The sequence below is a fragment of the Thalassobacter stenotrophicus genome (genome assembly GCF_001458315.1).
Lineage (GTDB): Bacteria > Pseudomonadota > Alphaproteobacteria > Rhodobacterales > Rhodobacteraceae > Thalassobacter > Thalassobacter stenotrophicus.
Genome location: NZ_CYRX01000011.1, coordinates 1 through 12,534 on the forward strand (window position 1 = coordinate 1; position 12,534 = coordinate 12,534).

The following is a 12,534-nucleotide window of genomic DNA, read 5'->3' on the forward strand; positions in this document are numbered from 1 at the left end:
CCACGCTGGCTTCACGTAGTGAATCCCCTCATGATGGGATTTGTGCAACAAAGCCGCTTGCAAATCAACATCAAGGCCAAGCTCTACGGCAAGTTGAGGCCAGATGCTTGTTTCTCGCAGTGTCTCGAGCAAAGTGCACGTCACCTACCGGCCGCTCCGCGTGCTTCTCCCAATTTAACCAATTGAACGCACGGTCAGAGCGCCGCGGTTAGAATCTCAGCGTAATCTGAGGGTGTGAGGGGCACACCGTTTTTGCGGCTAGACGAGGCGGAGGCGGACTGCGCCGCGAGAATTTCGATGTCGGAGGCCACGACGCCGAACGCCGCGAGCCTTGGCAGCCCTTGAGCCTCTTGCCATTCTTCCAGTCCCGACATCGCATCGCCCCCCAGCGCGGGCGCAAAGGCCGCAGCGATGGCCGATGCACATTCCGTCAGGCGGGTATGGATCTCAGTTCCCCGCTCGGCCACTGCAAGGTTTTGGCGCAGGACCGGCACCACCAAGCGCCCACAAAGGGCGCCGTGAGGTGCACCGTAGCGCCCACCCAAGACAGATGCAGCGCCATGAGCGGCTCCGAGGCCCGAGTTGGCTAAGGCGATCCCACTGGTCAGGCTAACCCATGCCATGTCATTCCAAGCGTCATCGTCGCCACCTGACAACACGGCCTTTAATGCCGCCAACCCAACCGAGATGTTGGGCCGTGTAAGTGCATCAGAAAACGGCGTTGCCGCGCAGGACGTATAGGATTCAATCGTTTGCACAATAGCATCCAGCCCGGAGGACAGCACCGTATTGGGCGGCGCGGTGCGCAACAAACTGGGGTCCACAAGTGCGACCGCTGGGAACAAGGCGCGGCCTCGCAGGCTGACTTTCGCCTGCTTTGAGGGGATTTCTAGCACAGCGTTCGCCGTGACCTCGGCCCCGGTGCCTGCCGTTGTCGGCACGGCGATGCACGGAACAGTGGCTACCTTATCGAGTAAGTGTTGCGGGACTTCCGCAAAATCATCCGTCAGAAGCAATCCGTGGCTGAGGCAGAAGGCAACGGCCTTACCGCTGTCCAACACCGCGCCACCGCCACAGGCCACGACCGCGTCGATGGAACCGCTCTCCAAGCTCGCCACGACCGAATTAATCGACGCCACCGAAGGTTCTTTGGCGCAAATAATATCCTCAACCGATAGTCCGGCTTGCTTAAGCGCCTCCCGCACGGGACCTGCTGCAATGCCGCTTGCGCCCCGCAATAACGCCACCCGTTTAGCACCCGCGGGCAGAGCCTCTGCGATGTCATTGCTGATGCCATTGCCAAAGCGCACAATCGTCGGGACCGAAAAGGAGAAGGACGGGTTCATTTGGTCACCTCAGAACGCGAGAGTGGATTGCACCGCCCGCTGCCACGCGGCGTATTTCGTGGCGCGCGTGTCCTCGGGCATGCTGGGCCGAAACTGACGGTCTAGCGCCCATGTGCGGGCGAATTCATCTTGGCCCGGCAATGCGCCAACCTGCATACCCGCCAACCACGCAGCCCCGACTGCAGTGGTTTCCAGCACTTTGGGCCGATCCACCGGGGCACCGATAATGTCGGCCAAAAACTGCATGGTCCAGTCAGACGCGCTCATCCCGCCGTCCACACGCAGAACCGGCGCGGCATCGACTGAGGCCCAATCGGCACGCATCGCTTCCAGCAAATCGCGGGTTTGATAGCCCACACTTTCGAGGGCCGCACGGGCCAGTTCTTCGGGGCCGGAATTGCGCCGAAGCCCAAAGATCGCGCCACGGCATTCGGGGTTCCAATAGGGCGCGCCGAGGCCGGTAAAGGCAGGCACCATGACCACCGATTGCGTCGGATCAGCGGCCTCCGCCAAGGGTTGCGTATCGGCTGCATGGCGGATCATCTTGAGCCCGTCGCGCAGCCATTGCACCACTGCGCCTGCAATAAAAATCGACCCTTCGAGCGCATAGGTCGGTTTGCCATCAAGCTGATAGGCGATGGTTGTCAGAAGCTGGTTGTGCGATTTCACCGGCACATCGCCCGTGTTGAGCAAGGCAAAACACCCCGTCCCGTAGGTCGATTTCAACATGCCCGGCTCAAAGCACGCCTGCCCGAGCGTCGCGGCCTGCTGATCGCCTGCGACACCCCGAATTGGAATGGCGCGACCAAAAAGATCAGGACGCGTTTCGCCAAAGTCGGCCGCGCTGTCCTTTACCTCTGGCAGAAGCGACATCGGAATATCGAACAGGTCGCAAATTGTCTGGCTCCAACGGCCTTTGCGGATGTCATACAGCATGGTGCGCGCCGCATTCGTAGCATCAGTGGCGTGGACGCGACCGCCCGTGAGTTTCCAAATCAGAAAGGTATCGACTGTGCCGAACAACAACTCACCCCGGCGCGCCATATCGCGAGCACCCTCGACGTGGTCGAGCAGCCATTTGAGCTTGGTCGCGGAAAAATAGGGGTCCAGCAATAGTCCAGTGCGGTCATTGACCATGTCGGCGTGACCCGCTTCGCGCAGTGCAGTACACGTGTCGGCCGTGCGGCGGTCCTGCCAGACGATGGCATTGTAAATGGGTTTGCCGGTGTCTCGGTGCCAAACAAGCGAGGTTTCCCGCTGGTTGGTGATGCCGATGGATGCAATCTCGCTGGCATCAACGCCCGCGCGTTCAATCGCGGCACGGCATGTGCCTGCGGTCGTGGCCCACAGGTCGTCGGGGTCATGCTCGACCCAACCGGACTGCGGAAAAATCTGGGGGAACTCTTCCTGCGCCGAGGCCACAGGCGTGAGAGAAGCATCAAACAGGATCGCCCGCGATGACGTGGTGCCCTGATCGATGGAAAGAACGTAAGTCATAGTAGTGGCTCTGTTTGATAGCGGGGTGGGCAGAACCACCCGAAAATATGCGGGGCGCCCTACAAGAAGGCGCCCCACACCAGGGAGATCAGAAGTGGCTTAGTTCTGCCAGGATTTGATCAGCTCGTCATAGGCGACGGTCTGTGGTGTCTCATCCTCGTTCTCCAGCTTGGGGAACGGGGCCCCAGGCTGAGCGAACCAGTGATCGGCACCAAGCTCTTCGTTCATGACGGGACCAAGGTCACCCTGAACGCCTGCGCGCTCCAGACGGCTCATGACAGCTTCTTGAGCCTCACACAGGGCATCCAGCGCTTCTTGTGCGGTCTTTTGACCGGACATTGCATCGCCGATGTTCTGCCACCACAGCTGCGCCAAACGTGGGTAGTCTGGCACGTTGGTACCCGTAGGCGACCATGCCACACGCGCGGGCGAGCGGTAGAATTCGATCAGACCGCCAAGTTTGTCGGCGCGATCGGTGAAGTGATCAGAGTTGATGGTCGACTCGCGGATGAACGTCAGACCCACGTCGGACTTTTTCAGATCCACCGTCATGGAAGTCACGAACTGCGCATAGAGCCATGCGGCTTTGGCGCGGTCCACAGGTGTGGATTCCATAAGCGTCCAGGAACCAGCGTCCTGATAGCCAACTTTCTGGCCTTCTTTCCAGTAAACACCATGCGGCGAGGGGGCCATACGCCACTTGGGCGTGCCATCCTCGTTCATGACCGGCAGGTCGGGCTCGACCGTGGCGGCTGTGAACGCGGTGTACCAGAACATCTGCTGAGCGACATTCCCTTGTGCCGGGATCGGACCAGCTTCCGAGAAGGTCATACCAGCGGCTGCGGGGGGCGTGTATTTCTCAAGCCATTCAATCGCTTTTTCAACGGCGTAAACAGCCGCAGGAGCGTTGGTTGCACCACCGCGCGCCACACAGGACCCGACAGGTTGGGAGTTTTCGTTCACACGAATGCCCCACTCATCAACGGGCAGGCCGTTCGGCTCACCCACGTCGCCCATGCCAGCCATGGACATCCACGCATCGGTGTAACGCCAACCCAGCGAGGGGTCTTTTTTACCGTAGTCCATGTTGCCAAAGACTTCGCCTTCGACACCGAGGTGGCTCAGATCACGACCGGTAAAGAACTCAGCAATGTCCTCATATGCCGACCAGTTGATTGGAACACCCAGTTCATAGCCATAGGCGGCCTCGAAGTCGGCTTTGTTCTTTTCGTCGTTGAACCAATCGTAGCGGAACCAATACAAGTTCGCGAACTGCTGTGTTGGCAGCTGGTACAGTTTGCCATCGGGGCCAGTCGTAAAGCTGGTGCCAATGAAGTCATCAAGGTTCAGCGTGGGCAGGGTCACGTCTGCACCCTCGCCGGCCATCCAGTCGGTTAGGTTACGCACCTGCTTGTAGCGCCAGTGGGTGCCGATCAGGTCACTGTCGTTGATGTAGGCGTCGTAAATGTTTTCGCCCGACTGCATCTGTGTTTGCAGCTTTTCGACCACGTCGCCCTCACCGATCAGATCGTGTGTGATCTGAATACCGGTGATCGCGGTGAACGCGGGCGCCAGCACTTGGGATTCGTATTCGTGGGTTGTGATGGTCTCGGAGACGACCTTGATTTCCATGCCTTGGAAAGGTGCCGCAGCGTCCACAAAGAACTGCATCTCTGCTTCTTGCTCTGCACGCGAGAGCACGGAAAGACCCGCGATCTCATTGTCGAGGAACGCCATCGCGGCGTCCATATCGGCAAAGGCTGGCGACGCCGTCAGGGACGTCGCAAGGGCCAAGGCCGTTGAGGTTCTGAGTGACAAGTTCATAAAATTCCTCCCATTTTGAACTTTGGTTCTTAACTTTACCGGGCACATCCTCACCCCGGCTATTTCACCCGCTTGGTCACACGTATCGGAACACCAATACCGCGTAGACCGCGCAGATCACGAGGGCCCACCACTGGGCCATATCCGCCAATCCCAGCCAAGCCAGATTGATAAAGGCCGAGCCGAGGAGCGTGATGAAAAGTCTGTCGCCCCGTGTCGTTTCAATCCGCAGGACACCGACGCGCGGGGTCTCGGGAAACTTGATCGCGAGGATCGTGAACGTGATCAAAAGGCTGGCGATTACCATAAAGAAAATCGCGGTAGGCCATGTCCATGCCATCCATTCCATGTCGGCGCCTCCCCCTAAACTCGACCCAGGGCAAAACCCTTGGCGATGTAATTACGAACAAAGTAGATCACGAGCGCACCCGGCACGATCGTCAAGATACCGGCCGCCGCCAACACGCCCCAATCAATGCCCGCAGCACCTTGGGTCCGGGTCATAATCGCGGCGATCGGTTTGGCATCCACGGTCGTCAGCGTCCGTGACAACAACAGTTCCACCCATGAGAACATGAAGCAGAAGAACGCCGCAACACCGATGCCCGATGCGATCAGCGGCATGAAGATTTTCGCGAAAAACCGCCCAAACGAGTAGCCGTCGATATAGGCTGTTTCGTCGATTTCTTTGGGCACGCCGCGCATGAAGCCTTCCAAAATCCATACCGCGAGCGGCACGTTGAACAGGCAATGCGCCAGCGCCACCGCGATATGCGTGTCAAACAAACCTACGCTTGAATACAGTTGAAAGAACGGGAGGGCGAAGACGGCCGGTGGCGCCATACGGTTTGTCAGCAGCCAAAAGAACAGGTGTTTGTCACCCATGAAGTGGTAACGCGAAAACGCGTAGGCCGCCGGCAGCGCAACCGCGAGGCTGATGACCGTGTTCATCACCACGTAGATCAGCGAGTTAATGTAGCCCGTGTACCACGCAGGGTCCGTCAGGATCGTGCGGTAGTTATCCAGCGTCGGGTTCGTGGGCCACAGGGTAAAGGTGCTCACGATCTCAGTGTTGGTCTTAAAGCTCATGTTCAGAAGCCAATAGATCGGCAGCATCAAGAACAGCAGATAAAGCCCCATGACGATGGTACTGCTTTTGACCTTTGGCAATGCGCGAGCCTTGGGGGCGGTGATGGATGCGTCGGTCATGGCTTAACCCTCCCGCTTTTCGAGGTTGGTCATGACGGTGTAAAACACCCATGAGATCAAGAGGATCGTCAGGAAGTACATGATCGAGAACGCAGCCGCAGGGCCCAGATCAAACTGACCAAGCGCCATTTTCACCAGATCAATCGACAGCATCGTCGTCGTGGACCCCGGGCCACCACCAGTGACAACAAATGGCTCGGTATAGATCATGAAGCTGTCCATAAACCGCAGAAGGATAGCGATCATCAAGACACCCATCATCTTGGGCAACTCAATGTAGCGGAACACGGCCCAACGGCTGGCTTGGTCGATTTTGGCGGCTTGGTAATAGGCGTCGGGGATGGATTTCAGACCCGCATAGGCCAGCAAGGCCACCAGCGATGTCCAGTGCCAGACATCCATCACGATGATCGTCACCCATGCCGCGAACGGGTCACTGGTGTAGTTATAATCCACCCCAATGGCCGCCAGCGTGTGCCCCAAAAGGCCAATATCAACGCGGCCAAAGATTTGCCAAATCGTGCCCACCACGTTCCATGGGATCAACAGCGGAAGCGACATGACGACCAGACAAAAGCTCACCCAAAATCCGCTTTTGGGCATGTTGAGGGCGATAAAAACGCCAAGCGGAATTTGGATCAAAAGGATAATGCCCGAGAACATCAACTGCCGTCCCAGCGCATCCCACATCCGGTCGTCGCGGAGCATTTCTTTAAACCACTCCAACCCGGCCCAGAAAAACTGGTTGTTCCCGAAAGTGTCCTGCACCGAATAATTGACCACCGTCATCAACGGGATCACGGCCGAGAATGCCACCAGAACCAGCACCGGAAGAACAAGGAACCACGCCTTTTGGTTAACTGTCTTTTCCATCAGGCGGCCTTTCCTGCACGACGCCAATCGTTGACGTAAACGTTTACATGGGCGGGATCGAAGGTCACGCGCATCATATCGGGTGAGATTGAAGTGTCCTCACCAGCAACAATGTTGATTTCACTGCCGAACAGGTCCGCACGTACAATCTTGTGGCGGCCCACATCCTCAACCCGGCGGACTTTGACTGGCAGGCCTTCGCCTTCGGTCAAGGTCACGAACTCAGGCCGGACGCCGATTTCAACCTTGCCGTCCAGCGCATCGTAGGCTTGCGGCAGGGCAACGGTCGCGCCGTGGATATTCGCCATCTGCCCATCAATCGCAGCGGGGATCACGTTCATCCCGGGTGAGCCGATGAAATAACCCACGAACGTATGCTCGGGCCTCTCAAACAGCTCTTGCGGGGTACCGATCTGCACCACCCGCCCGTCATACATCACGACAACCTTATCCGCGAAGGTCAGGGCCTCCGTCTGGTCGTGGGTGACATAGATCATCGTGTGGCCAAATTCGTGGTGCAGCGATTTAAGCTGCGTGCGCAGTTCCCACTTCATGTGCGGATCGATCACGGTCAGCGGCTCATCGAACAACAGGGCGTTCACGTCCTCCCGGACCATGCCGCGCCCAAGGCTGATCTTTTGCTTGGCATCTGCGGTCAGGCCACGCGCACGTTTGCCCAGCTCTGCCTCCATCCCGATCATCTGCGCAATTTGCTGCACACGGTCCGCAATGTATTGCGGGCGGGCGCCACGGTTTTTTAGCGGAAAGGCGAGGTTATCGCGGACGGTCATCGTGTCATAGACCACCGGAAACTGGAACACTTGGGCGATGTTGCGATCCGCCGTTGAGGCGTGCGTGACATCGACATCATCAAACAAAATCCGCCCCTGACTGGGGTGTAGAAGGCCGGAAATGATGTTCAGGAGCGTGGATTTACCACAACCGGAGGCCCCCAAGAGGGCATATGCCTCACCGTCAGCCCAGTCGTGGTTCAACTCCTTCAACGCAAAATCATCTTCGCCTTTCGGCGAGGGCAGGTACGAATGCGCAAGGTTATCGAGCGTAATTTTTGCCATGATGCCCCCTCAGGCCGCCAGCGCATAGGACGCGGGCGCGACCAGTTCGCCGCCCTCGCCAAAGATGTAGACATGGCGCGGATCAAGATAGACCTTGAGGGCCGCCCCCAGTTCCAGATCGTGTACGCCGTGGACCAAGCCGACCCAGCGCTCACCGTGGTGATCAAGGTGCACGAACGTCTCAGACCCGGTCAATTCTGTCACGACCAACTTGGTCTCAAACGCCATTGCACCGTTGGCGTGAGCGTTAATTTCAACGTGGTTGGGCCGGAACCCAGCCAGATATCGGCCATCGGCCAAGCTCTCCATCGGGCCCATTGCAGGCGCGCTTTGACCATCGCCAAACATGATCTTTGATCCTGTTTTGCTGACCCGCAGAAAGTTCATTGGCGGATCACTGAACACCCGTGCGGTGGTCGCATCAACAGGCTGGCGGTAAACGGTCGGCGTGGGGCCAAACTGGGTTACGCGCCCTTCAAACAGGGCCGCAGTGGAGCCGCCCAGCAACAGGGCCTCTTCAGGTTCGGTGGTCGCGTAAACAAAAATTGAACCCGCTTCTTCAAAGATCTTAGGGATCTCAACCCGCAGTTCTTCGCGCAGTTTGTAGTCTAGGTTCGCGAGCGGCTCATCCAGCAGCACCAAGCCTGCGTCCTTTACAAGCGCGCGGGCCAGTGCGCACCGCTGTTGTTGCCCACCCGATAGCTCAAGCGGTTTGCGATCAAGCAGCGGCGAAAGCTGCATCAGATCAGCAGCCTTTCGCACGGAGGCGTCAATTTCAGCGCGCGATTTACCAAGCAACCGCATGGGCGAAGCGATGTTGTCGTAAACCGTCATGGTCGGATAATTGATGAACTGCTGGTAAACCATCGCGACCTGCCGGTCCTGCACGCGCATCCCTGTCACATCCTGACCTTGCCAGAAAATCTGACCGGTCGTCGGCTTATCCAGCCCCGCCATCAATCGCATCAATGACGTTTTTCCTGACAGCGTAGGCCCCAGCAAAACGTTCATTGTCCCCTTGTTCAGGGTCAAATCGGTTGGATAAATATGTGTCTGGCCACCTATGACCTTGGACACATTTCTAAGCTCGAGTGTCATAGCCCCCCCTATTCCGCTGCCGCAGTTTGTTGCGACGTTAGAACGTCCTGCATCCACTCGTCGAGATGTGCAATTTGATCTGTGTTCATTAACAAGCCCAGCTTGCTGCGCCGCCAGACCACATCATCGGCCCGCTGCGCGTATTCATTCTTCATCAGCCACCGAACCTCTTTTTCGGTCAGACTGGCGCCAAAATCTTCGCCCATATCGGCCAGGGATTGAGCGTCGCTTAGCATGTCTTTGGCGTCCGTCCCGTAGGCGCGGACCAGCCGCTGCGCCCATCGGGCTGAGACGAACGGATAGGCAGCACGAACGTCTTGGATCAACTGATCAACGCCGGAAACCGGGAAATCCCCCCCGGGAAGCGGCACACCCGCCGTCCACGGCTGGGACAGGTCAGGGAACACTTTGCCAATCTCTTCCAACGCGCTCTCAGCCAATTTACGGTAAGTCGTGATCTTGCCACCAAACACGTTCAAAGCGGGCGCGCCGCGACTTTGGTCCAGCTCAAGCACATAATCGCGCGTGGCCGCAGTCGCGCTGCTGGCACCGTCATCATAGAGAGGGCGGACGCCAGAATACGTCCAAACGACATCGGCATCACTGATCGGCTCAGCCAAGTACTGGTTGATGAAATCAATCAGATAGCTTTGCTCCTCAACGGTGCATTCGGGTGCTTTGCCGGCGTCATCATGGTCCGCATCAGTGGTCCCAATCAGAGTGAAATCCGTCTCATACGGAATGGCGAAGATGATCCGCCCATCCGTGCCTTGGAAAAAGTAGCACTTATCGTGGTCATAGAGCCGCTTTGTCACAATATGGCTGCCGCGCACCAACCGCACGCCACCTTGCTGGTTGCTTTTCAATGTGCCGCGCAGAACATCGCCCACCCAAGGGCCTGCTGCGTTGACGACCATGCGCGCAGTAATGGTTTCGCTGGCCCCTGTCGCAGTGTTTTCCAGCGTCACCCGCCATCCACCATCCACAGGGTCGGCAGACACAACCTTTTGGCGCGGCAGGATTTTGGCGCCACGTTCTTCCGCGTCACGAGCGTTCAGAATGACCAAACGCGAGTCTTCGACCCAACAGTCGGAATACTCATACGCATGTTCAAATTTGGCGTTCAGCGGCGCGCCTTCTGGCCCGTCGCGCAAATTGCGGCGCGACGTTCCGGGTAGCAGTTCCCGGCCGCCAAGATGATCGTACAAAAACAGGCCTAGCCGGATAAGCAACGCAGGGCGACGCCCCCTCATCCATGGTATCATGACGTTCAGCAGCTTTGATGTCGGCGTCGTAGAATCGAACCGCATGCTTTTGTGGTAGGGCAGCACAAACCGCATCGGCCAAGAGATATGCGGCATCGCTTTGAGCAGGATCTCACGCTCAATCAGGGATTCCCGCACCAGCCGGAATTCGAAATATTCAAGGTACCGCAGACCGCCATGAAACAGCTTGGTTGAGGCAGAGGACGTCGCTGAACCGATATCATTCATCTCGGCCACAGCAACCGACAGGCCACGCCCAGCGGCGTCCCGTGCGATCCCGCACCCATTGATGCCCCCACCGATTACCAGCAGGTCGAACCTCGGTTCCATGAAACTTTCCTCCCACACGGGCCTCCCGCCCGTTGGTGAATTTGTGGCAAGAAACGCGCACACATGGAAGATAAAAATGTTCGTTTGTGATCGATATTTGAAATATAACGCAAAATCAAAAGGATACGAATTCAAATATCAGAGAAATCTTGCGTATATTTCGATAGGCACGGACAAAATGTGTCCGCTGCGGCAAAGTCCTCATGGAATCGAACATAAACGCGCTATAACGGTGGATAAGCGAAAATAAGGTGTCCCAATGGTTCAAACACTGCGCAAACCCGAGATCATCAACATCGCGCGGCGCGAAGGGCTCGTGACTGTTGAGGGTTTGGTGTCTCACTTTGGGGTGACGCCGCAAACTATCCGGCGCGACCTGACCGAATTGGCCGATTCCGGTCAGCTAGAGCGCGTACATGGCGGTGCGATACTGCCCTCGACCACAGCGAATATCGGCTACAGTGAACGGCGTGAGTTGAACAATTCCGCCAAAGTGGACATCGCCCGTGCCTGCGCCCGCGAAATTCCCAACGACTGCGCAATCTTCCTGAACATCGGCACAACGACCGAAGCCGTGGCGGCAGAACTGCTCCATCATGAGGGGCTGATCGTTGTGACCAACAATATCAACATCGCCATGATCCTCTCCGCCAATAAGGCCATCGAAGTGGTCGTCACCGGCGGGAACCTTCGACGCTCCGACGGTGGTTTGATCGGAGATTTAGCCAAACAAACCATCGGTCAGTTCCGGTTTGATTACGCAGTTATCGGGTGCTCTGCCCTGCACGAAGCTGGCGAAATCCTTGACTTCGACTTCCAAGAAGTCGGCGTCAGCAAGGAAATCATCAGCCGGAGTGAGCATGTTTTTCTAGTGGCGGACGCCTCCAAATTTGAACGCAAAGCGCCCGCCCGCATAGCCTCGCTCAGTTCGGTGGATGTGTTTTTCACAGACCATCCGCCGCCAAGCGGTACGCAATCCATGTGTCAGGCCGCCAACACCCGTATCGTCGTGGCCCCCCAGTCGATCACGCCCTAGCGCGCCGCCGCCAAGTGCTTAGACACTGCACCCAGCACCTCATCGGGCCGTTCCTCTACCAAAAAATGCCCCGCATCTATGTCGTGCCCCATGACATTCGGGAACCAAGCGCGCCACGCGTCCAGCGGGTGAATATGGCGGGCGATCACACCCCGCTGCCCCCACAACACTAGGCAGGGAATATCGCTGGTGCGGCCTTCGTCTTGGGCGTCATGGACACAGTCAGCATTGGCCGCCGCCGTATAATCCGCGCACCATGCGCCAACTACGGATGGGTTGCGCGCGGCCCGCTCATATTCTGCTAGCGCAGTGGGATCGAACATCTCTTTTGACCCAGCCAGCCCCAGTAGCGCGGCATGCAAATAGCATATCGGGTCCGCATTAATCAGGCGGCGCGGCATATCCCCGGGCTGGGCTAAAAACAGCCAGTGATAGTATCGTTGCGCCAGCCAATCATCCATCGTGCGCCACACATCTAGCGTCGGCAAAATATCCATTAACACAAGCGATTGCACGACATCCGGATGATCCAGAACCATCCGATGCGCCGTTCGGGAGCCCCGGTCATGAGACACAACATGAAACGTTTCATGTCCCAAGTGCCGCATCAAATCGACCTGATCTTGGGCCATCGCGCGAAACGTGAAATCATCCGTTTTGGCAACAGAATCGCCATAGCCGCGCAGGTCGGCCACAACAACGCGGTGCGTCTTGGCCAGATCCTCTGCCACCACGTGCCACATCACATGCGTTTGCGGATATCCATGCAGCAACAACACAGGTGGACCATCGCCGCCCACACGAGCGTGAATGGTCGCATCGGACACGTCCACATCAATCTCTTGAAAACCCGAAAACATCTGCCTGCCCCCCCGCTGCGCGCCTCGCCTCACTATGCCCGGCATTTTACGGCCCGCAAGGGGCGGATTGCGATGGCGGACATAGGCGACTTATGCGCTTTCCCCCTCTCGCAACGGTCA

Annotated in this window: 12 protein-coding genes; 2 read left to right on the plus strand and 10 right to left on the minus strand. The window is 57.7% G+C overall.

Translation table 11 applies throughout. The annotated features are described in order from the left end of the window. Window positions 1–186: hypothetical protein (locus THS5294_RS18520; RefSeq protein ID WP_233486402.1), on the plus strand; the 186-nt coding region annotated here is incomplete at its 5' end. A gap of 8 nt (window positions 187–194) precedes the next feature. Here THS5294_RS18520 and THS5294_RS04500 read toward each other — a convergent pair. The 9 genes from THS5294_RS04500 to glpD form a co-directional block, all read right to left on the minus strand. Then, window positions 195–1,346, minus strand: a complete 1,152-nt coding sequence (locus THS5294_RS04500) for an iron-containing alcohol dehydrogenase (protein ID WP_058122796.1) — start codon at window positions 1,344–1,346, stop codon at window positions 195–197. A gap of 9 nt (window positions 1,347–1,355) precedes the next feature. Next, window positions 1,356–2,843, minus strand: a complete 1,488-nt coding sequence (glpK, locus tag THS5294_RS04505) for a glycerol kinase GlpK (protein WP_058122797.1) — start codon at window positions 2,841–2,843, stop codon at window positions 1,356–1,358. A gap of 99 nt (window positions 2,844–2,942) precedes the next feature. After that, window positions 2,943–4,667, minus strand: a complete 1,725-nt coding sequence (locus tag THS5294_RS04510; protein WP_038005828.1) for an ABC transporter substrate-binding protein — start codon at window positions 4,665–4,667, stop codon at window positions 2,943–2,945. Window positions 4,668–4,743: 76 nt separating this feature from the next. Then, window positions 4,744–5,016: a DUF2160 domain-containing protein gene (locus tag THS5294_RS04515; RefSeq protein ID WP_038005826.1), complete on the minus strand. Its 273-nt coding sequence runs from the start codon at window positions 5,014–5,016 to the stop codon at window positions 4,744–4,746. Window positions 5,017–5,030: 14 nt separating this feature from the next. Continuing rightward, entirely contained in the window at window positions 5,031–5,876 is an 846-nt protein-coding gene (locus tag THS5294_RS04520; RefSeq protein WP_058122798.1) for a carbohydrate ABC transporter permease, read from the minus strand. A gap of 3 nt (window positions 5,877–5,879) precedes the next feature. Continuing rightward, a complete protein-coding gene (locus THS5294_RS04525; protein ID WP_058122799.1) occupies window positions 5,880–6,749 on the minus strand; it encodes a carbohydrate ABC transporter permease in 870 nt (289 codons plus the stop codon). After that, window positions 6,749–7,825, minus strand: coding sequence for an ABC transporter ATP-binding protein (locus tag THS5294_RS04530; protein WP_058122800.1), 1,077 nt, complete (start codon window positions 7,823–7,825; stop codon window positions 6,749–6,751). Before THS5294_RS04530 ends, THS5294_RS04525 begins: the two co-directional genes overlap by 1 nt. A 9-nt stretch (window positions 7,826–7,834) precedes the next feature. Then, a complete protein-coding gene (locus THS5294_RS04535) occupies window positions 7,835–8,923 on the minus strand; it encodes an ABC transporter ATP-binding protein (RefSeq protein ID WP_038005819.1) in 1,089 nt (362 codons plus the stop codon). 8 nt (window positions 8,924–8,931) lie between these two features. Then, window positions 8,932–10,518 (minus strand): glycerol-3-phosphate dehydrogenase, encoded by a 1,587-nt coding sequence (glpD, locus tag THS5294_RS04540; protein WP_058122801.1) that lies wholly within the window; start codon window positions 10,516–10,518, stop codon window positions 8,932–8,934. A gap of 259 nt (window positions 10,519–10,777) precedes the next feature. On the opposite strand from glpD, the gene THS5294_RS04545 reads away from it, so the two are divergent. Beyond that, window positions 10,778–11,554, plus strand: a complete 777-nt coding sequence (locus tag THS5294_RS04545) for a DeoR/GlpR family DNA-binding transcription regulator (RefSeq protein WP_038005817.1) — start codon at window positions 10,778–10,780, stop codon at window positions 11,552–11,554. Here THS5294_RS04545 and THS5294_RS04550 read toward each other — a convergent pair. Further along, complete coding sequence (locus THS5294_RS04550; protein WP_058122802.1) at window positions 11,551–12,414, minus strand: alpha/beta fold hydrolase; 864 nt, start codon at window positions 12,412–12,414, stop codon at window positions 11,551–11,553. The two genes, THS5294_RS04545 and THS5294_RS04550, sit on opposite strands and share 4 nt — an antisense overlap. Window positions 12,415–12,534 lie beyond the last annotated feature (120 nt).